Below are 21,394 nucleotides of genomic sequence, written 5' to 3'. Positions count from 1 at the left end.
CGGTTTGGCTTGATCCGTGAGGCCCGCACTGGAGAGTGTGGGCCCGTCGTTCTGGAGCCATGACGAGTACGTCGTGGCTTTATCGTCAAGCGCCTGGGTCACGTCTCACAGACGGGCTCGTTCAAGGTCGACCCCGCTGGGTTGTGCAAGGGCGTAGTCAGGAAAACCAGCCCTTGCACCTGTTAAGCCCCCGGATATCAGCTTGGGGTTGGAGCGTCTTCCCTCAGCAGCCCTTTACGCTTCAGTGCTTGCCAAAACTCGACAGGGATGGGATGACTGAACCACTCAAGATTTTTATCCAATTGTTCCACAGTTCGAGTGCCTGCCACGAATGAGGGAATAGCCGGGTGAGCGACTACAAATTGCATGGCCGCGGCCGGTAGAGGGACTCCATACTCCTTACAGATCAATTCAATTGCGCGAACCCTTTCCAGGATGTGGGCCGGGGCTGGCGCATAGTTATATCGAGCGCCTTCGATGGCTCCAGTGGCCAGTATCCCTGAATTGAATCCCCCACCGATCAACACGGCGGCGCCCCGTTCTTCGCAGAGCGGCAAGAACGCATCCAGTGAATCCTGCTCGAGCAGCGTGTAGCGGCCGGCCAGCAGGAAGCAGTCGAAATCCCGCTGTTTCAGGGCTTCATGGCAGACTTGCCATTCGTTTACCCCAATGCCGATCGCTTTCACCACGCCTTCGTCGCGCAGCCGCGAGAGGGCTCGCCAGGCGCCGTCCATGGCTTGCTTGAATACCTGCGGTTGTTCCGATCCACGAGTGAAGATGTCGATATCGTGGATGAAACAAATGTCTATTCGCTCCAGAGCCAACCTTTGGAGAGAATCTTCGAACGACCGCATGGTGCCGTCATAGCTGTAGTCGAAGGTCATTTCGTTTGGGGCAGCGTTGCTCCAGGGACTGAAGTCGATTTGCGAACGGGGCTTGGCCTTGAGAATGCGCCCGACCTTGGAGGAGATCACGAACTCATCGCGATTCTTCCAGCGCAATGAGTGTCCAGTGCGCAGTTCGGCCAGACCGTGTCCATACATGGGGGCTGTGTCGAAGAGGCGGACGCCACCGTCCCAGGCACGCTGGAACATCGCATCTGAAGTGGCTTCGTCGGTGGGACGAAACAGGTTGCCGACGGGGGAGGTCCCAAAGGCAAAATTGGACACATCCAGGTTCACTCGGCCGAGTTTTCTTTTTGTTGACGGCTGCATGAGTTACTCCTCAAGTAGATAACTGTTTGAATTTCATTGTGGCCAACGCACTGTCGTTGGCCATCTGCATTCCTTCGTGAATTCTTTTACCGGCAGATGGGCTGTCGCTTCAGAGAACTCATGGTCGTCCGGCTCGCAGGGCAATGTCCTGATCCGCCTCGACCGTCGCACCTGAGATCCCGAGTCCCCCTATGACCTTGCCGTGGGAGTCGTGCAGGACAATTCCGCCACCGAAGCTGATCAGCCCGCCATTGGTGCCCTCCAGGGTGTAGATATCACCGCCTGGCTGAGCCCGCGCACCAATTTCAGCGCTGTCGGTACGAAACAGCGCCGCGGTGCGGGCCTTCTTGATTGCGACCTCTATTGCGCCGGGTATGGCGTCATCCATACGCAGGAAGGCCCGAAGAAGGCCCGCATCGTCGACCACGCTGATGCAAATTGCGAAACCTTGCTCGTTCGCCAGCGATATCGCGCGGCTTACAATTTCCTGAGACTGTTGATCCAGCATGTTTGGTTCCTTGATTCTAAAGGTTAGGAGCCCTGATCATCCGGGGGCTTTATGCTTGCGTGAAGGTGGTAAAGGCGTTTGGGGGGGAAAGTTTGATGATGTCGAATATTTAGCCCGTCTACCGGCATGCACTGGCCGTTCGGCGTAGCGATTGCTCCATGGAAGCGCACAGCGTGCCCGCAGAAAACGTTGCAGAGAACGCGTCTTTGCAGGTTCGATGAACGCTAAAAGCGAAGCAGCGATGGAGGCCTTTGGAGAATTCACAAGCCGGCTTTTTCATTTGCGAAACTGACTCCCCGGGTTTGATTGCCGGGAACGGTCTGTCAGTGCAGCTCCTGACAGGTGGAATCTCAGGAGCTGCAACTGTTTCATCAGCGAAGTTTGAGACTCATCGATTGACCAGCTTTTTGGGAACAAACACCAGAATGATCATTGCCGACATGAATACGCAGCCGGCGACGATGACCAGCCCGGTGGTCATTGATTGAGTCAGATCCTTCAGGGTACCCAGTAAGGCAGGGCCGGCGAAGCTAGCCAGATTGCCCGTGGAGTTGATCAGAGCGATTCCTGCTGCGGCCCCCGCACCGCCCAGAAAAGACGTTGGAAGCGCCCAGAACATTGGCAGTGAAGTGATGATCCCGCCGGTGGCGATGATCAGGCCAGTAATGGCCAACCACGGGGTTGACGGGAAGAACGCGCAGATAAGAAAACCCGGTACCGCCACCAGCAGCGGGATGACGGCATGCCAACGGCGCTCACGATGGCGGTCAGAGCTTTTGCCAGCCAGATACATGCCGAGCAATGCTGCCAGATAAGGCACTGCCGAAATGGCCCCGATCATCCTGGGGTCAGCGATACCCGAGTTGCTGATGATACTGGGCAGCCAGAAGCCGATGGTGCTGGTGCCCATGACCAACAAAAACAGAATGGCGCACATCAGCCACACCCGGCCACCCAGTAATCCTTGACGCACAGAACTGTGGGTCTTGGTGGCGTTGTCGTTTCTGATCTCTTCGGCTACCAATGTCCTTTCCTCTTCGCTCAGCCAATTAGCGTCGTCGACTTTGTCGGTGAGAAAGAACAGCACAACAATGCCCAGTATCAGTGCGGGCGCGGCTTCGATGATGAATAGCCATTGCCAGCCCGCCAGACCATACACGGCGTTCATGGTGTGCAGGATATAGCCCGATACCAGGCCGCTGAGAATTCCGGAGACCGGATTGCCCGCCATCAACAGCGCGACCATCTTGCCCCGTCGATGGGCCGGAAACCAAAGGGTGAGGTAGAGCACGATGCCCGGGAAAAAGCCTGCTTCTGCAATGCCCAGGAAAAATCGCGCTATGTAGAACTGCATCGGAGTCTGAACCAGCGCGGTAGCCGCCGAAATCAGCGACCAGGTGATCATGATACGAGCGATCCAGCGTCGCGCTCCCATGCGGTGCAGGATCATGTTACTGGGCACCTCGGCGAAGAAGTAGCCAATGAAGAAAACACCGGCACCGAGGCCATATACCGCATTGCTGAAGGACAGGTCGTTGAGCATGGTCAGCTTGGCGAAGCCGACGTTGATCCTGTCCAGGTAACTGACTACGTAGCAAAGAAACAACAAGGGCATGAATCGCCACATTATTTTCTTGAACGTCGATTCGGCGAGGGCAGGGCTCTGCACGCCGGGGTGTTGCTCTGCTGTATTGAGAATAGTCATCGCTGACTCCTTGTTATTTTTATGGAGTGCTCGTGATATCAATGCCCTGTGATCGCCAGCGGAACAGTCGAAGGGATTATCCGTTGGCGATTGTGGCAGTTCTGAAGGCTTTCGGGATAATCAGCTGCCGCTGAAGCGCGCCGGTCGTCGTTCTATGAAGTGCGCCACACCTTCCTTGAAGTCATCGCTCTGAATACTCAGAAACATCTCGCGGTTGGCCAGCGCAATGGATTGCGTGAGTGTCTGGAACGGGGATTCACCTAACTGCTGTTTGATGACTCGCACAGAGCGAGGCGATACAGTGAGGGCCAGCTCTTCGGCGTATTTAAGCGCCTGATCCAGCAGGGTTTCTGCCGAAAACAGGCGTTCGACCAACCCCATGCTCAATGCTTCTTGCGCCGAGACCTTACGTGAAGAGAACAGCAAGTCAGCAGCATGGCCTGGCCCGACAATGCGCGGCAGCAGATAGGCAATACCATGCTCTGCAATCAGCCCGCGTTTGGCGAAGGCAGTGGAGAATACCGCCGACTCACTGGCGAAGCGCATGTCGCTGTACAGCGCCAGCACCAGTCCCAATCCCGCTGCGGCGCCGTTGATCGCGCTGATGATGGGTTTGCGAACCCCGGGAAAGTACGAATAGCGGCTCTGATAGTCGGCACGACGGTTCATGTCATAAGGGCGCATCCAGGACATCTCGCTGATGTCGTCGGGGGGCAGCACCTCAAGTTCATCGATGTCCATGCCGGCGCAAAATGCTCGACCGTTGCCGGTCAGCACGATGACGCGAACAGTGTCGTCACGATCCAGCCGGGCGAAGGCTTCACGCAGTTCCGCCTCCATCACCTTGGTCAGCGCATTCATCTTGTCCGGGCGCATCAGCGTCACCAGAGCGACATGTTCCTGTGCCCCGAAGCGACTCAGTTCGATCTGTTTAAAGGTCATGATTTTTCCCTCGTGCTTGCAACGGGCATTTGAATGGCACGTACCTCCACAAACTCCTCGATTCCGTATGTCCCGCCTTCACGGCCCAGACCCGAATCGCCGAAGCCGCCGAAGGGTGCCGCCGGGTTATATGGCGCGCCATTGACGTCGACCTGACCTGCACGCAATTGACGAGCGAGGATCAGCGCATGGTCGGTACTGCCTGCCCACACTGCAGCGGCCAGGCCATAGGCCGTGCCGTTGGCAATTTCGACGGCCTGCTGTTCACTTTCGTAGGTGATGACGCTGAGCACCGGGCCAAAAACTTCTTGCTGCGCGAGCGCGGATCGAGGGGCAACCCGACCGAAAATCGTCGGGGCGATGAAGTAGCCGCTCGCAGGCACTGCCGCTTGGCTGCCGCCGGCAATCAGGTCGAAACCTTGAGATTCGCTATCAGTGATCATCGCGTGTACACGATCCCGATGCGCCGCTGACACCAAGGGGCCCATGCGTGTGGTTGAGTCCATGGGGTCGCCTAGCGTCAGGCGTGTCACGGCGTCAGCGAGCAAAGCGCGATAGGTGTCATACAACTCGACAGGGACGATCAAGCGGGTCAGCGAGTTGCATGATTGCCCCGAGTTAAGAAAACACGACCCGACCACCTGACGAACCACGCTTTCGGCGGGGGCATCCGCGGTAGCTATGCAGGCTGATTTGCCTCCCAGTTCCAGGGCCACACGTTTCAACGCCTGACCTGCCGAGGCTGCGATCCGTCGGCCCACTGCTGTGGAGCCGGTAAAGGACAGCAAGGCGATATCGGGATGATCGACGAGCGCTTGGCCGGTAGCCGCATCCCCCATGACAATATTCAGCACGCCGTTTGGCAGGCCGGCTGCCAGCGCAGCTTCACCCAATGCGCGAGCCGTACAAGGTGCCAGCTCCGAAGGTTTGAGTACCACGGTGCAACCTGCAACCAAGGCTGCCGCGACCTTGCCGGTTATCTGGTTCAGCGGGTAGTTCCATGGTGTGATTGCACCGACAACGCCAACCGGGACATGAGTGATGGTGGAATGTCCGAGCGAGGAGTCTGCCAGGCACTCGACAGCGAGATCAGCGGTTGCGCGCCATGCCAGGATCGGCGCCTGAACCTGTATCCGTTGTGACAACTTGAGCGGCATGCCGACCTCCGCGGCGATCCCTTGCGCAAGCTGGTCAATATGTTCTTCCAATTGATCGGCGATACCGCGTACGTAGTCAGCTCTTGTGCTCACCGGTAACGCTGACCATGAGGCGAGGGCACTTTTTGCAGCCTGAACGGCAAGGTTGATTTCTTCGGCTGTGCCGTGGACCACTTGCCCAAGCTCAGCTTCGCTTGCAGAGTTGTAGATCCTTGTGTTGTCGGCTGATTGCGCCGCCGTCCAGGTTCCATTGATCAGGTGATATTGATAGGTAGTCATGGCGTATTTCCTTTGCGTGCACGCGCGTCTATAAACGCGCTCATCAAGGTCTGCGGTTCACCGCTGGCGTAGCACTCAAGCTGAGCGCGAATGCCGGCCGTACAGGCGTCGTCGAAGCCCGGCTGGGTGATCGCCCGCAAGCGTTGTTTGGATAAACGGATGGCCGTTGCAGGGTGTTTGGCGAGGTAGCGAGCACGAGCGAGTGCGGCGCCGATAACGTCTGGGTACAGCTCCGTCACCAACCCGATCTCATGAGCACGCTGCCCATTGATCAGTTCACCCGACAAAGACAGCTGCGTGTTATGGGTCAGGCTGACGTGCAGCGACAACAAGTAGGATCCGACGATGCTGGCCAGACCGGCTTTTACCTCCGGTTGACCAATCCGGGCATCAGGTGCGGCGATACGCCAGTCGCCACACAGCGCCAATTGCATCCCCGCACCGGCCGCCACGCCGTTGATGGCGACCACACAGGGTTTGTCCAGGTCGCGTACGGCCTGGTACATGGCGCGCTGCGCGTTCAGCCAAGGGGCAATCTGCTTCCAGTCGACAGCGCTGGCTTCTTCCAGATCCTGGCCGGCACAAAATGCTCGATCACCGGCACCGGTCAGTACGACTGCTTTTACCGCCGGATCCTGATTGAGCTGCTCCAGCGTAGCGATCAATGCGCTGCGCAGGCTGTGATTGACTGCATTCAGATTGGCAGGGCGATTGAGAGTGACTAACGCAACCTGATCCTCAATATCGACCAGGACACTGCGCGGGGTATCGATATGACTGATGCTCATGGTGCCTCCCGGAATTCAATAACGGCGTCGACTGCCACCACCCCTTCGGCCATGACCATCACCGGATTGACGTCGACGCTCAGCAGATTCGCTTGGTGTTGCAGGGCAAAGTTGCCAAGCGCCACTGCCGCCCGGGCCAGGGCCGGCGCGTCGAGTGGCGGCTGACCGCGCGCACCCTTGAGTACCGGGGCAATGCGCAGTCGACTGATCGCTTCCAGCGCCTGCGCCTCGGTGAACGGGGCGAGCAGTGAAACGGTGTCCTTGCGAATCTCGACCAGGGTGCCTCCTTCGCCGATCATGACCAGCGGTCCGAACAGCGGATCTACGACGACTCCCAGCATGAATTCATGCAGCCCCTTGACTGAGCGGGCCACGATCAGCCGCCCATGGGGAACACCCAGCTTGTCCAATGCACCCAGGCAGAGAACCGCCGCGGCCAAAGCCGCCTGCGGATCGGCGAGATTGAGATGCACCAAACCATGCTCGCTCTTGTGCGGCACCTGTGCGGCGCAACCTTTGATGACGACGCGCCCATCGAGGTCAGCAGCGATGCGCGCTGCGCTCTCGGGGTCATGGCACACCACGTGTTCGACCACCGGCACGCCTGCGTTCGCCAGCAAGGCCAGGCTGTCGGCCTCGTCAAGCAGGCCGGCGTACAGGGCCGGCGCTGTGGCGGTTGGGGCGGGCAGAGGTAAACCTCGCCATTGGCAATGTCGGGCATACTGACGAAGCGCTGATACCGCATCGCTTTCGTTGCGAAAGCTCGGTACTCCCACCTGCTGGAAATGCGCTCTGACATCCGCCTGGGGCGCCGTCATGATGACTGGCTTGCCGGTTCGCTGCATAAATCGCGCAGTGGTCCGGGCGAGTCCCGGTACGTCGTAGCCTGGGCCCGCCACGGGAATCCCGATGAGAAACATGTCGGCCTCCGGGTCTTCGCCGAGGGCATCGAGAACGGCCGGGAACATCTCGCCGTTGCCGAGCAGGGCGGCCGTCAGATCCAGTGGGTTGGCAGCGCTGGCGAAGTCGGGAATAAGGCCTTTCAGGCGTTCTCGGGTATGTACCGCCAGTTCGGTCAATGGCAGCCCGACACGCTCGGCGGCGTCAGCGCACAGCACACCTACCGCGCCGCTGTGGCTCATCACAACTGTTCGGCCAGCACCCGGTGCAAAGCCATTCAGGTAAAGCGGTGCTGCGTTAACCAACTCATGAATGTCGTGGGCACGCCAGATGCCATGTTTTTCGAGAAAGGCATCGAGTGCCCCATCCTGACCCACCATCGCGCCAGTGTGGGACGCTGCGGCTGCCGCGCCTTTATCGCTGACACCCCCTTTAAGCAGCACAATGTGACTGCCATTTTGACGGGCAACTTGTGCTGCCTGCGCAAGCAATTGCGGATTGGAGACTGTTTCTACATAAACCAGAATCAGGCGAATCTGCGGGTCGTCCACGAGTAGCCGAGTCAGCTCCGACACCCCCAAATCCGCGTCGTTACCGGTGGCTGCCAGATAGCGGACGCCATAGCCCTGTTCACGCAACATCGCGTAAGGCATCACACTTGCCGCACCACTTTGGCTGACAATGGCGATGGGCCCGTCCGCCGGCGTCACTTCCATGAACATGGTGCTGAAATTCAGCACAGCGCCGTTGGCGAAATTGGCGAAGCCTTGAGCGTTGGGCCCGATCAATCGCATGCCATGCAAGCGGGCGAATTCCACCAGGTCATTCTGCAACTGGCGGCCGCTTTCGCCGGTCTCGGCAAACCCTGAGGCCATTACTACTGCCGTCGCGACACCAAGCCGCGCGCACTCCTTGATAGCCTCCACTGCCGCCAAGCCCGAGACTGCGATGATTGCTGCCTGCGGGATAACGTCGAGTGCGCCGAGATCGGGATAGCACTGAATGCCTTGAACCGACTCGCGCTTAGGGTTGATGGGCAAGATGCGGCCGGCGTAACCGAACTTGCGCATGTAGTGAATGGGCCGTCCGCCCACTTTATTGGGATCGTCCGACGCACCAATGATGGCGACGCTGGATGGGTCGAACAGCGATACAACTGCCGATCCGATTTTATTGTTATGGGCCATGGGGCTCTCGATTCTGAGGGTTGGCTTCAGGTCTGATTCGAGTCTAGGGAGCCCTATGGCTATCTGGAAGTGTCATATAGGCGATATCAGATACATCAAATAGTGATGGCCTGGTCGTGAACTATGACTTATGGTTTGACGACTGAAACCGCGTGGAGAGCAGGGCATCGATGAACCTCAAACAACTGCAGAGCGTGCTTCTGATGGACGAACTGGGCTCAATTTCCCGGACGGCTATTGCGTTAGGCACGGCTCAATCGTTGATCAGTCGCCAATTAGCGCAACTGGAGGCGGAGTGGGGCGATCAACTGTTCGTGCGCACCGGGCGGGGACTGGTTGTGTCGGATTTTGGGCGGCTTGTGCTGCCTGAGATTCGTCTGCTTGTGGAGCAGGCGGAGCGACTTGAAACCATGGTCAGAGAATCTGCTGGCATACCAGCAGGCACCGTGCATATCGGTGTTCTGCCATCGATGTCGCGCAGGCTGTTGCCGTCGCTGTTCACTGAATTACAAAACCATGCGCCTGCTGTACGCCTTCATGTGGTGGAAGGTTTCAGTGGCGATCTTGATGAAAAACTGGCGGCGGGTGAGCTGGATTTAATTGTCGTTAACCGTTACGGGGTAACCAACGCACGCGATGAGGAGACATTAGGCATTGTTGATACCTATCTGGTAGGCAAGGCCGCAAGCCTGGCGGGACACGGGCAACAGATCGCATTCGCTGCATTAGCGGATTTTCCGCTCATCCTGCCGTCTCGCCCTAACGGATTGAGAACCACCCTTGATCAGTTGGCGCGCAAGCATCAAGTCGCGTTGAATGTAGTCATCGAGGTCGACACGCTGAATGCCATGAAGGACGTCGCGGCTGTCGGAGGGGCGTTTACCATCCTGCCGTTTCTGGCAATACAGGAAGATGTCGAGCGTGGTTTGCTGGACGCTGTGCGGATCAAAAAACCGGATATCAAACGAACCATAGCCTTGGCTTTCACCCATCACCATCCGCTCTCTAAAGCCGCCAGGGTGGTAGGTGGTCATGTGCGCGCACTTGCCAGGCCGCTTCTTGGTTAACGGGTGATAGCTGTATTTTCGAAGTCGGGAAAAAGTGGTCCTTCAATGGGCTGCAAAGGCCGGTCTGGGCGCTTGCATCAGGGACCAGGGGAGGGTGCCTCATCCGCTCGCGTCTTGCCGCCAGCGGGTTCGGCGCCTAATGTTAAGGAGTAGGCACCACCAGGCAAGGGAGGAGGTCGTATGCGCTGCGCAAACTGCGGATCCGAGAGTCCCTCCGGGGCCAGCTTCTGTGAAGCCTGTGGTGCCAGGCTGTCTTGCAGCTGTCCGCGCTGTGGCCACGAGGCGGGTCCTGGCGCCAAATTCTGCAGTGAATGCGGCGCGCCGCTGACCGATGCGCCTGCTGTGCCATCACCGCCCCCCCGGCCTGTTTCAGAGCCTTCTCCAGCGCCCATTCATTACACGCCCCACTACCTTGCCGAGCGTATCCGCGCCGAACAGGCGGCCATGCAAGCCCGGGGCGAGACCTCCGGCGAACGCAAGACCATTACGACGCTGTTTGCCGACATGGCCGGCTCCACGGCGCTGATCCACGACCTCGATCCGGAAGAGGCCCAGCGCCTGATCGAGCCTGTCGTCGCGATGATGATGGAAGCCGTCCACTACTACGAAGGCTACGTGGCCAAGACGATGGGCGATGGCATCCTCGCGCTGTTCGGCGCCCCTATCGCCCATGAGGACCATCCGCAGCGGGCGTTGTATGCGGCGCTGCGCATGCAGGAGGCGATACACCGACATGGCGACCGAATTCGTCTGGAGAAAGGCATTCCGCTGCAAATCCGCGTCGGAATCCACACTGGAGAGGTCGTCGTGCGTTCGATCCGCACGGACAGTTTGCACACCGATTACGATCCGGTCGGGCACACGATCCACATTGCGTCCCGGATGGAGGGCATCGCCGCGCCCTCGTCGATCCTGGTGAGCGAATCCACCTACAAGTTGGCGGAGGGCTATTTCGAGTTCAAGACCCTGGGGGCCACACAGGTCAAAGGCATTCCCGAGCCGCTCGTCGTGTACGAAGTACAGGGGCTCGGCGCGCTGCGCACGCGCCTGCAACTGGCGGCACATCGCGGGCTGGCCAGGTTTGTCGGCCGCCTGGTCGAACTCGACCACCTGCATCAGGCGCTCGACCAGGCCAAAGCGGGCCACGGGCAGGTCGTCGCGGTAGTAGGCGAGGCCGGGGTCGGGAAGTCGCGGCTGTTCCATGAGTTCAAGGAACGCTCGCGGCGCGGTTGTCTGGTGCTGGAGACGTTCTCGGTGTCGCACGGCAAGGCCTTTGCCTATTTCCCGCTCATCGAGCTGCTGAAAAACTATTTTCAGATCACGGCCCTGGACGACGAGCGGCGGTGCCGGGAAAAGGTCATGGGCAAGGCCCTGACACTTGAGCGCAGCTTCGAGGATCTCGTGCCTTACCTGCTTTATCTGCTGGGTGTTGGCGAACTCACTCCGGCGCTCGCGGAAATGGATCCGCAGATCCGGCGCGATCGCATCTTCGACGCGATTACGCAACTTCTGGCGCGCGAGAGCCGCGATCAGCCGATCGAACTGCTGTTCGAGGACCTGCAATGGCTGGACCGCGAGACCGAAGCATTCCTCGCGTGCCTCATCGACCGCGTGGCGAGTGCGCCGATCCTGCTCCTCGTGAACTACCGGCCCGAGTATCAGCCTGCGTGGACGCACACGGGTCATTGCAGCCAGCTGCGGCTCGAACCGCTGGGCCCGGCCGAAGCCCAGGGCATGCTGGCGGCGCTGCTTGGGGATGATCCCTCCCTCGTCCCCCTCAAACAGCTCATCCTGGAGAAGACGGAGGGCAACCCTTTCTTCATGGAGGAAGTGGTGCAAACGCTGGTCGAGGAGCAATCGCTGCTCGGCGAACCCGGCCGTTACCGGATCGAGCAAACTCCGGCTGCGCTGCATATTCCCACCACCGTGCAGGGGGTGCTCGCCGCCCGTATCGACCGGCTCCCCGTTGCAGAGAAGGAATTGCTGCAGACGCTCGCCGTCATCGGCAAGGAGTTTGCATTCAGTCTGATCCAGCGCATCTATGATGGACGGGACGCTCGGATGGACGACGATTTGCGCGATCTGCTGGCCCGACTGGAGGCCGCGGAGTTCATTTACCAGCGGCCCGCATTTCCGGAAGTGGAGTATTCGTTCAAGCATGCGCTGACCCAGGAGGTCGCGGGCCACTCGCTGCTCACGGAGCGACGTAGCGCACTGCACGAACGCACGGCGCAGGCCATCGAGGCACTGTTCCCCAGCCGCATCGCGGATTACAGCAGCGAACTGGCGCACCACTACCGGCTGAGCGGCAATGTCCCGAAGGCCGTGGAATACCTGTACCGCACCGGGCAACAGGCCCTCCAGCACTGCGCTCATCTCGATGCGATGCGTCACCTCGGCGCGGCGCTGGAATTGCTCGAGCAGTTGCCCGACACGCCCACGCGTGCTCATCAGGAACTGACGTTGCTGCTTTGCCTGGGGCCGGCCTTGATGGCCGTGCGCGGCTATGGTGTGCCCGAGGTGGCGGCCACCTACACCCGTGCACTGGCGCTATGCGAGCAAGTAGGCGACGACTCGCTTTTCCCTGCGCTGATGGGATTGCGGATGTACTACCAGTTGCGTGCGCAATACTCAACGGCATGCGAGCTGGGTGAACGATTGCTCAGTGTTGCGCAAGCTGCGCAGGATCCGGACTTGCTCGTGGGAGCCCATGCGGCACTCGGGGCGACATTGCTTTTACGGGGTGATCTGAGCAATGCCCTTGAACACCAGGAGCGGGTGCGTGCCCTCTACAACCCGGACCGTCATCGCACACATGCCATTACGTACGGCATAGACCCGGGCTACGCCCTGTCACATTCGGCCTGGTCCCTTTGGTTCCTGGGTTTCCCCGATCAGGCAAGCACGCGCAGCCGGGAAGCCCTTGCTCTGGCCAATAAGATTTTCGACCCGTTCAGCCTGGCCTTCACCCTGTCCGCTACGTCGATACTGGGACAGTTTCGGCACGACGTACAACTTGCCGAAGAGTGTGCTGATGCCGCCATCAAGCTTTCAGTCGAACAAGGGTTCCCGTTTTATTTGGCGTGGGGGACTATTCTCCAGGGTTGGGTTCGCGCCGAGCAGGGAAACCTTGACGAGGGAATCGCTCAGATAACCAAAGGTATCGCCACTTACCAGGCAGCCGGAGCAGAGCTTGGATGCTCTTATTTTCTTTCCCTGCTGGCCGCAGCTCACGGACGCGCCGGGCAACCGCAGGCAGGATTGGATGCCGTGACTGACGCTCTGGCTATGGTGAACAGAACAGGCGAGCACTTTTATGAAGCAGAACTGTACCGGCTCAAGGGCGCTCTTACCCTCCAATGTCCGGGCGAAGACCGACAGGATTCTGCCGTGCAGCAGCAAGCGCAAGCCTGTTTTCAGAAGGCGATCTCGGTCGCTCGACAACGAGGGGCAAAGTCCCTCGAGCTACGAGCCACAGTGAGCCTTGCTCAGCTATGGGAAACAGGAGACAGGGAGGCGGCCAGGCAAATGCTGGCCGACATCTATAGCTTCTTCACCGAAGGCTTCGACAGCGTTGATTTGCGACAAGCCAAGGCGCTGCTCGATGCATGGGCACCCAGCGGGGGGTGAACGATCGATGACGCATGGCAGCGATGAGCGTAAGCCGGTCGCGCTGGCTTTGCAGGGCGGCGGGATGCACGGTGCGTTCACCTGGGGCGTGCTCGATCGGTTGCTCGAGGACGGCAGGCTTGCCATTGAAGGGGTGAGCGCAACCAGTGCCGGCGCGATGAATGCCGTCGTGCTGGCCTACGGTATGCTGCAGGGTGACGAGGCCGGCGCGCGCCAGGCGCTGCACGATTTCTGGCACGCCGTGGCGCAGTCCGCCGAGCGTCATAACCCGTTGCGCTGGATGCCATGGTTGAAAGGGACCCACAGCTTCGGGCTGGACCATTCGCCCATGTATGCGTTCGCGGACATGGCGCTTCGTCTCTTCTCGCCTTACCAGTTCAATCGCCAGAACTTGAATCCGTTGCGGGAGATGCTGGAGAGTCAGGTCGATTTCGCCGCCTTGCGAAAGCAATGCCCGCTCCACCTCTATCTGTGCGCGACCAATGTCGAGACGGGGAAGATACGCATCTTCTCGGGCGAGGACGTCAGCGCCGAAGCGGTGCTTGCTTCGGCCTGTGTGCCGACACTGTTCCAGGCGGTCGCGATCGACGGCCAGCACTACTGGGATGGCGGCTATATGGGCAACCCGGCCATTTTTCCGTTGATCTACCACTGCACTACGCGCGATGTGGTGATCGTCCACATCAACCCGCTCGTCCGCCCGGGCGTGCCCGTTACAGCTGCCGATATCCTCAATCGCATCAATGAAATCAGCTTCAACTCGTCGCTGATGCGTGAGATGCGCACCATTGCCTTTGTCACCGACCTCATCCAGCAAGGCAAGGTCGATCGCGACGAGACGAAGGAGATGCTGATCCACTCCATTCGGTCCGACGAGGCGATGTGCGCGCTCAGCGTGTCCAGCAAGTACAACGCGGGCTGGGACTTCCTTTGCGGACTGCGCGACAACGGACGACGCGAGGCCGAGGCGTGGCTCACGGAGAACTACCGCAATATTGGCGAACGGTCGAGTATCGACATCCGAAAGGAATTTCTTTGAACGCCGCCATGGCGCCGGCGTTGATTCGAACGCGCTACAAGCCCTCTACCTGTGGTATCGGGACTCGAACGGCGAGTCCCGCGAACGAGGCCCCAGCGTCCACGTACCGCAAGGCCGACTTCACGTCCTTCCAGCCCACATAACTCATCAGCGATTTGATGTCCCAGCCATTGGCTGAGGCCCAGGTGGCAAACCCGCGCCGCATTGAGTGGCTGCTGTACAGGTCTGCCGGGACACCGGCCTGCTGAAAGATGCGGCGAAGCATCGGGATCAGGCTGTTGGAATTGATGCCGCCGTCTGCCAGATTGCCCCAACGATCCACCTTTCTGAACACGGGCCCGCGCGCAATGCCGGCCACGGTGATCCAGTTGAGGTAAGCCTGCACGGGACAGAGCTTCCTGAGGGCAGGGGTATGGAAGGTCGCACCCAGGTGTTGTCGATCGCCTTTGCTGTGGGGCAGATAAAAGGTGATGCCGGCACCGGCGTCTGCCTGGGTGTGCTCGACCTGCAGGCGTGCCAGTTCGTCACCGCGAAATCCTCTCCAGAACCCGATCAGCACCAAGGCAATGTCGCGCCTGTGCCGCATTACATTTTTGAAGTCATGCCTTTGCGCCGCGAGTTCAGCTTCCCGCTCGAGCCAGCCGACGGCTTGTTCGAGGTGCAGGAGAAGGAGCGGGGCTGCCTGCTTCTCTTGGGCCGGATGCAAAGTCCGGATGCCCTTGATCATTTGCCGAACGGTGGGCGTCTTGGTTGGATCTGGGAATCCCTGAGTGATATGCCACTGAGCCAGGGCGGCCAAACGCTGCTTGAGGGTGCTGATGGCATGCTGATCGGCGTACTCCGCGAGGTAGCGCACGATGCTGTCCCCGGTCGCTGGCAGAAACCCGCCCCAGGTCACTTCGAAGTGTTCCACCGCCGCGCGGTAGCTGCGCCGGGTGTTTTCCCGGGTACCGGCCTGCAGGTAGCGATCCGCCTTGTTCATCTCGACCCTTCTACGCCAAACGTACCTTTTCCAGCGACGGAAAAGACGAAAACCAACGCTATGATGCGATAACGCTCAATTATTTTATCAGATAAATGCGTTTATATAGCGCTTTAGAACATGAGCAAATAGAATGTAAATACATGGTATGTAAAACAGTACGAAATCGTAGGAGCAGAAAATGGCCCGTGGCGGCGTCAACAAGGCAATTGTGCAGAAAGCGCGCGAAGCGCTGCTGGCTCGCGGGCAGAATCCGAGCATCGATGCGGTGCGCGTCGAGCTGGGCAATACCGGCTCAAAGACCACAATTCACCGTTATTTGAAGGAACTCGAAGAGGTCGATCAGCGCCGCGGTGCACCCCGGCAGGCGCTCAGTGATGAGCTCGGTGAGCTGGTGGCGCGCCTGGCGCAGCGCCTGCAAGAGGAGGGCGAGGAGCAGATCGAGCGGGCGCTCGCAGTCTTTGACGCCGATAAGACAGCATTGACCGAGCAGCTCAAAGCCAGTCAGAACGCTCTTGGCCAGCTCCAGCAACAGTTCAATATCCAGCGTAGCGCGTTGGAAACCGAGTCGAGTGAATTGCAGACCTGCCGTACGACATTACAGGTCGAACAGACCCGCAATGCACGGCTCAGTCAGTCTTGCAGCGACCTGGAACTGCGGATGAAGGACAAAGACGAACAGATTCGTTCGCTGGAGGAGAAACACCTGCATGCGCGAGATGCGCTGGAGCACTACCGCAGTGCAATCAAGGAGCAGCGTGAACAGGAACAGCGCCGGCATGAAGGGCAGCTGCAACAGGTCCAGATGGAGCTGCGTCATCTGCAGCAGACGCTGATCATCAAGCAGGATGAGTTGACTCAGCTGAACCGGGACAACGAACGTCTACTGACTGAGGCTCGACAGCAGCAGAGGGCGTACCTGGATCAGGAGACAATCAAGGAACGCCAGGCGGGTGAAATAAACTCGTTCAAAACGCTGATTGCGCAAGTCGAGGGCGGCAAGCAGGTGTTGCTGGAGCAGGTCAGCCACTTGCAACGCGACATCAACGAACTGACTGAGGCTCTAGAGGATAGGACGCGAGAAGCGACGGAGTTGGTAGCGGAGCTGGATGCCGTTCGCAAATCCATCGCAAAAGAAGTCGATGACTAAGGCTGGAAGCTGGCTCCGTGAGTTCGCAGGATGTAACCATTCTGCGATTTGGAGGGATTGTAGGGCACTGTCCAGAGCCAAACCAGAAGCTTCCAGGAAATTTGAAACTGGAAGCAGGCCATTCAGTCAAGACTGTTATGCGGACCGTAGCAGCTGGCGAAGCCTGCGTTCGGCTGCGCAGCAGTCGTAAATCCTGCTTGCATGGTTTGTCTGAAATACCGCAGTGCCTGTTTTTACGACTGCTGTGCAGCCGAACGCAGCCTTCGGCAGCTGCTACGGGGGACCGTGCTGAACTTCAAACTCGGCGTTGGGCCATTGCCTTCGTTTTTCTGAATGCTGACAGTTCAGTTGGAAGAGCTGTTCAGCTTCTGAAGCTCAATTTGCCTGGCAGCACTGAGTTCAAGGTTTATGCGCTCTTCATCCAGATACCGATAAATACTCTGGAGGCTGGCGATTTTCTGTTTGATCTCTGCCATCTTCTTTTCAATGAGCTTCGCGCCGGCAGCACAATCGATCAGCTTGTTGCGCTGCGCATCCAGAATCTCGCCAATTTCCCCGAGGGAAAATCCCATGCTCTGTGCGCGCTGGATAAAGTCCAGATCCTGCAGGGTTTGCGTGGTGTAGACGCGGTAGTTGTTAGTCCGCCGCTGGGGTGAGATCAAGCCGATTTGTTCGTAGTAACGAAGGGTGTGTCGACTTGCTCCGCTGCGGGCCTCTAGTTCACCGATTCTCATTGAAACATCGCTTGACTGTAGAGTTGGGTCGATAGTTTACGCTTGATTTCTCACCTTACCAAGGAGCAGGGAAATGAGCGTGGAATGCTTTGTCACAGGGGGTACTGGTTTCATCGGTCAGCATCTGGTGGCGCACTTGAGTGCGCAGGGGTACACAGTTCGGGTCTTGATGCGCAGCCCAGAGCGACTGGCCGCGTTGCGTGAGCAAGTCGGCAACCTGGGAGGAAACGCCGCCCGGGTGTTTGCCATAGCGGGCGATCTAGGGCGGGACAACCTCGGTATGAGTCATGCTGACCGAGAAGTGCTAAGGCAAGCCAGTAGTGTATTCCATCTGGGCGTCCAGTTTGCCTGGGGGCTTTCACTGGAGCAGGCGCGCGCGGTCAACGTCGAAGGTGCAAGGCGAGTGGCGCTGCTGGCGTCCGGACAAAAAAGCCGGCTGGTGATGATAGGCGGCTATATGCTGAAGAACCATGAGCACTTGCGGCGTATAGGCATCGACCCCGGTTGCCCGGCGTCGACGAATTGGCCTGCGGTCTACCGGCGTGTCGGCGGCTACGAAGGCAGCAAGCTGGAGGCGCACTTTGCGACATTGGAGGTGATGTCGGCCCAGGGTGGGGAGATGACCGTTGTTCACCCCGCGACGGTTTGCGGTCATAGCCGCACGGGTCATATTCTTGGCGGTCAACCGCTGGCGGAACTGATACGCAACCTGGTGCAGGGAAAGCTGGCTACAGTGCCCGGTACCACCGAGCACTGGTTGCCGCTGGTCACGGTGGATTACTTGGTTGAGCTGGTGGCGGTTTGTGCTTTCGATCCAGCCATGGCGGGTCAGGAACTGCTGGTACTTGATGATCAGACGCCCAATTTGCGAGAACTCCTGGCCCAGGTGGCACACCCCCTTGGCTTGAAGCCGCCCAAGCATCACATTTCGCTTCGACTACTGAGGGTGCTACTGAGTATTCCCCCCATCGCGCGGTTATTGAATACAAACGTCGAGGCCCTGGACTTCATCCAGACCACTCGTTTTGATACAGCGGCGGTCGAGCAGTTTGCCAACAGGCATGGCATTGTCAAACCGGATATCCGTCAGTCTTTGCAGCACACTGCAACGTTCGTCAACTCATATTGCCTGGACAAGGGCAGGGCACGCTGACTTCTCGCTAGAGGCGACAAGGCCCCTTCGACCCGATTAAAAGGACTTTCACAGAGGGAAGTGATGCGGATTCATCAACTCAGAAGTGCAACCATTGTGGTTGAAATCGGCCCTTGTCGGGTCATTGTCGATCCCATGCCGGGAGAGCAGGGGGCACATCCGCCGCCAAAGTTGTAAAGCAAGGCGATACGGTACTCACCGACCACGTACGACAGTTCGTTGCGCTCTAGTCGAAAAGACGACCTTGTATATTTAGGCTAGCTCATCACTTTCTGATACTGCCAGGCGTGCAGGCAACAAAAAGCCGCTGCCACCCTCACACGGCGACAGCGGCTTTCAGGTGTTACTGGTTTACTTGCTATCAGGCAGCGCGTAAGCGATCACATAATCGCCGCGATCGGCCGACTGACGCGCACCACCCGCGGTGATGACGATGTACTGCTTGCCTGTTTTCGGCGACACAAACGTCATCGGGCCACCCTGGCTACCCACGGGCAGCCGGGCTTTCCAGGCTTCTTCTCCGTTGGCCGAGTTGAAGGCGCGCAGGTAGTAGTCCTGGGTACCGGCGATGAACACCAGGCCGCCCTGGGTGGAGAGCGTACCGCCCAGCGTCGGCATGCCGATCGGCAAGGGCAAATGCATCTTGATACCCATTGGGCCGGTGTCCTGGACGGTGCCAACCGGCACTTGCCATGCGACTTTCCGGGTTTTCATGTCGATCGCGGTCAGCGTGCCAAAGGGCGGTGCCTGGCAAGGGATACCGGCGACCGACAGGAAGCGGTTCTTGTTCACGGCATACGGGGTGCCTTTGAGCGGTACCGCACCCATGCCGGTGTTCAGTGCTTCACCACCGGAAGAGGCCTTCGCATCTTTCTTCGCTGGAATCATCTGGATCCACAGGCCCAGGCGCATGTCGTTGACGAAGATAAAACCGTGTACCGGGTCAGTCGAGATACCGCCCCAGTTCATCCCGCCCAGCGAACCCGGGAAACTCAGCGAGATATCGGTGCCTGGTGCGGTATACAGCCCGTCGTAACGCATTTTCTTGAACGAGATACGGCACAGCAGTTGATCGAACGGGGTAGCCCCCCACATGTCCGACTCTGTCAGGTGTTGCGCGCCGATCTGAGGCATGCCCACCGATTTCGGCTGAGTCAGCGAGTAAGGTTCGTTCGGGATGTTCGACGCTTTGACCGGAACCTCTTCCACGTCGGTCAGCGGTTTGCCGGTGGCGCGGTCAAGCACGAAGATCTGACCGGCTTTGGTACCGATCACAACGGCGGGCACCTTGCTGCCGTCAGCTTTGGTGAAGTCGATCAGGCTCGGCTGCATGGGCAGGTCGAAGTCCCACAGGTCGTTGTAAACGGTCTGGTAGACCCACTTTTCTTCGCCAGTGGATGCGTTCAGTGCAAGAACGGAAGCGCCGTACTTGTGGTTCAGTGCGGTACGTTCCACACCGTAGAGGTCGGTGGACGAACTGCCCATCGGCAAGAACACGGTGTTCATCGCCGGGTCGTAGGACATCGGTGCCCAGCTGTTGGGCGTGCTGCGCACGTAGGTGCTGCCGGCAGCCGGAGCCTGCTTGTCTTCGGGGTTGCCCGGGTCGAATGCCCAGCGCATCTCGCCGGTGACGACGTCGAAGCCACGGATCACGCCGCCGGGCATGTCGGTCTGGACGTTGTCCGCAACGCGGCCGCCAACGACCACGGTGGTCCCGGCCATCAGCGGTGGCGAGGATAGTTGGTAGTAGGAATCAGGGACGTTGCCCAGACCGACTTTCAGATCAACCTGGCCATTGTTACCGAAGCCCTGGCAGAACTCGCCGGTGTCGGCGTCCACTGCGATCAGGCGCGCATCGATGGTGTTGGTCAGCAGACGGCGCTGGCAATTGCCGCCGGCCGGTACCGACACGGGCCTGGCAGGTGTGCTGCCGTCGGCAGGCTGGGCGAGCGCAGTGGTAGCGTCGAAGTAGGCGACACCGCGGCAACGTTGCCAAACAGCTGTCTTGGCGTTTATCTCATTTTTCCACAGCTGTTTACCGGTGTCGGCATCCAGTGCGATGAGGTTGTTGTGCGGGGTGCAGATGAACACCTTGTCGCCAACCTGCAGCGGAGTCATCTGATCTTCGGCGCCATTGCCGTCGCTGATCGCGATGTCCCCGGTGCGGTAGGTCCATGCCGGCACCAGCTTCGAGACATTGCTACGGTTGATCTGGTCCAGCGCGGCGAAGCGGCCGCCACCTTCGTCGTTACCGTAGTGTTCCCAGTTTTTCTGGGCCTTGGCAGGGTCGACCTTTGTCAGGCCTGGGCCGTCACCGGTCGGCGAGACAGGGTCATGGGGTACGAACATGCCGGCTCCAGCTGCAACCACGGCGATTGCCAGCACACCGCCCAGGGCATATCCACCGCGACCGCTGGCCAGGCTATTGGCCTTGCGCAGGGACGGGTAGACCAGCGCCACCAACAGGCTCAGCACGCCCAGGGCGAACAAGCGAGAGATCAGTGGCCAGAAGCTCAGCCCGACATCGACCAGCGCCCAGACCACGGTAAGCACCATCACCGCCGCGAACAGCCAGGCACCTTGGAGACGCTGTTTGAGGAGCAGTACGGCAGATACGATCAAACCGAGACCGGCGAGCAGGAAGTACCAGCTGCCACCAAGCGTGGCGAGGTAACCGCCACCTGCCGCGAAGAGTAATCCAAATACCAGCACGCCAAAGGCGACGACCCGGATGAGCCAGCGACTGACGGATACCGAAGGTCGAGAGTTAGTCATGTTGCATGATCCTGCTGGCGCATGAACGTTTGTGGGGTGGGTTAAGAGTAGTAAAGACACCAGCCTTGGGAGCTGTTTGTGGAACCACAGTCGCTGGGGGAGCTACGCGAGAGTGGCTGACGTCCAACGGGAGATAAGCAATCTCGGCCCATTACTGAGGCAGCCTCCCCGCAAAGGCATAGGT

Annotated in this window: 15 protein-coding genes and 1 pseudogene; 6 read left to right on the top strand and 10 right to left on the bottom strand. The window is 59.2% G+C overall.

Translation table 11 applies throughout. The features are described 5' to 3' along the window. Positions 1-197: 197 nt before the first annotated feature. The 7 genes from AC3IUA_RS15515 to AC3IUA_RS15485 all read right to left on the bottom strand — a co-directional run bounded on the left by AC3IUA_RS15515 (position 198) and on the right by AC3IUA_RS15485 (position 8,680). Positions 198-1,214: an aldo/keto reductase gene (locus tag AC3IUA_RS15515; protein ID WP_489355083.1), complete on the bottom strand. Its 1,017-nt coding sequence runs from the start codon at positions 1,212-1,214 to the stop codon at positions 198-200. A 118-nt stretch (positions 1,215-1,332) separates the two neighbouring features. Beyond that, positions 1,333-1,722 (bottom strand): GlcG/HbpS family heme-binding protein, encoded by a 390-nt coding sequence (locus tag AC3IUA_RS15510; protein WP_489355081.1) that lies wholly within the window; start codon positions 1,720-1,722, stop codon positions 1,333-1,335. A 388-nt stretch (positions 1,723-2,110) separates the two neighbouring features. Further along, complete coding sequence (locus AC3IUA_RS15505; protein WP_489355079.1) at positions 2,111-3,427, bottom strand: MFS transporter; 1,317 nt, start codon at positions 3,425-3,427, stop codon at positions 2,111-2,113. Between the two features lie 120 nt (positions 3,428-3,547). Further along, positions 3,548-4,369 carry an enoyl-CoA hydratase gene (locus AC3IUA_RS15500; protein ID WP_489355077.1) on the bottom strand — a complete coding sequence of 274 codons (822 nt, stop codon included), beginning with the start codon at positions 4,367-4,369 and terminating at the stop codon, positions 3,548-3,550. Next, entirely contained in the window at positions 4,366-5,805 is a 1,440-nt protein-coding gene (locus AC3IUA_RS15495; RefSeq protein WP_489355075.1) for an aldehyde dehydrogenase family protein, read from the bottom strand. Before AC3IUA_RS15495 ends, AC3IUA_RS15500 begins: the two co-directional genes overlap by 4 nt. Then, positions 5,802-6,593 carry an enoyl-CoA hydratase/isomerase family protein gene (locus tag AC3IUA_RS15490; RefSeq protein WP_489355073.1) on the bottom strand — a complete coding sequence of 264 codons (792 nt, stop codon included), beginning with the start codon at positions 6,591-6,593 and terminating at the stop codon, positions 5,802-5,804. The genes AC3IUA_RS15495 and AC3IUA_RS15490 overlap by 4 nt, the downstream gene beginning before the upstream one ends. Next, positions 6,590-8,680 (bottom strand): acetate--CoA ligase family protein, encoded by a 2,091-nt coding sequence (locus AC3IUA_RS15485; protein ID WP_489355071.1) that lies wholly within the window; start codon positions 8,678-8,680, stop codon positions 6,590-6,592. The genes AC3IUA_RS15490 and AC3IUA_RS15485 overlap by 4 nt, the downstream gene beginning before the upstream one ends. A 170-nt stretch (positions 8,681-8,850) precedes the next feature. On the opposite strand from AC3IUA_RS15485, the gene AC3IUA_RS15480 reads away from it, so the two are divergent. The 4 genes and pseudogenes from AC3IUA_RS15480 (at position 8,851) to AC3IUA_RS15465 (ending at position 14,416) form a co-directional block, all read left to right on the top strand. Then, the gene (locus AC3IUA_RS15480; protein ID WP_489355069.1) at positions 8,851-9,747 is read left to right on the top strand and encodes a LysR family transcriptional regulator; all 897 of its coding nucleotides are present in this window, start codon (positions 8,851-8,853) and stop codon (positions 9,745-9,747) included. 180 nt (positions 9,748-9,927) lie between these two features. Beyond that, a pseudogene (locus AC3IUA_RS15475) lies at positions 9,928-10,068 on the top strand (zinc-ribbon domain-containing protein); the annotation flags it as partial. Between the two features lie 123 nt (positions 10,069-10,191). Continuing rightward, positions 10,192-13,377: an adenylate/guanylate cyclase domain-containing protein gene (locus AC3IUA_RS15470; protein WP_489362366.1), complete on the top strand. Its 3,186-nt coding sequence runs from the start codon at positions 10,192-10,194 to the stop codon at positions 13,375-13,377. A gap of 7 nt (positions 13,378-13,384) precedes the next feature. Then, the gene (locus AC3IUA_RS15465) at positions 13,385-14,416 is read left to right on the top strand and encodes a patatin-like phospholipase family protein (RefSeq protein WP_489355067.1); all 1,032 of its coding nucleotides are present in this window, start codon (positions 13,385-13,387) and stop codon (positions 14,414-14,416) included. Between the two features lie 34 nt (positions 14,417-14,450). On the opposite strand, the gene AC3IUA_RS15460 is transcribed toward AC3IUA_RS15465, so the two are convergent. Further along, complete coding sequence (locus AC3IUA_RS15460; protein WP_489355065.1) at positions 14,451-15,398, bottom strand: site-specific integrase; 948 nt, start codon at positions 15,396-15,398, stop codon at positions 14,451-14,453. A 181-nt stretch (positions 15,399-15,579) separates the two neighbouring features. Here AC3IUA_RS15460 and AC3IUA_RS15455 point away from each other — a divergent pair, with 181 nt between their 5' ends. Next, positions 15,580-16,548 carry a DNA-binding protein gene (locus tag AC3IUA_RS15455; protein WP_489355063.1) on the top strand — a complete coding sequence of 323 codons (969 nt, stop codon included), beginning with the start codon at positions 15,580-15,582 and terminating at the stop codon, positions 16,546-16,548. A gap of 344 nt (positions 16,549-16,892) precedes the next feature. On the opposite strand, the gene AC3IUA_RS15450 is transcribed toward AC3IUA_RS15455, so the two are convergent. Further along, positions 16,893-17,282 (bottom strand): MerR family transcriptional regulator, encoded by a 390-nt coding sequence (locus tag AC3IUA_RS15450; protein WP_489355061.1) that lies wholly within the window; start codon positions 17,280-17,282, stop codon positions 16,893-16,895. Between the two features lie 73 nt (positions 17,283-17,355). Here AC3IUA_RS15450 and AC3IUA_RS15445 point away from each other — a divergent pair, with 73 nt between their 5' ends. Beyond that, positions 17,356-18,435: an SDR family oxidoreductase gene (locus AC3IUA_RS15445; RefSeq protein WP_489355059.1), complete on the top strand. Its 1,080-nt coding sequence runs from the start codon at positions 17,356-17,358 to the stop codon at positions 18,433-18,435. A gap of 351 nt (positions 18,436-18,786) precedes the next feature. Here AC3IUA_RS15445 and AC3IUA_RS15440 read toward each other — a convergent pair whose 3' ends face one another. After that, positions 18,787-21,210, bottom strand: a complete 2,424-nt coding sequence (locus AC3IUA_RS15440; protein ID WP_489355058.1) for a glucose/quinate/shikimate family membrane-bound PQQ-dependent dehydrogenase — start codon at positions 21,208-21,210, stop codon at positions 18,787-18,789. Between the last annotated feature and the right edge of the window lie 184 nt (positions 21,211-21,394).

Source organism: Pseudomonas sp. KH_050 (assembly GCF_057838875.1).
This window is presented reverse-complemented; position numbering and strand designations above follow the sequence as displayed.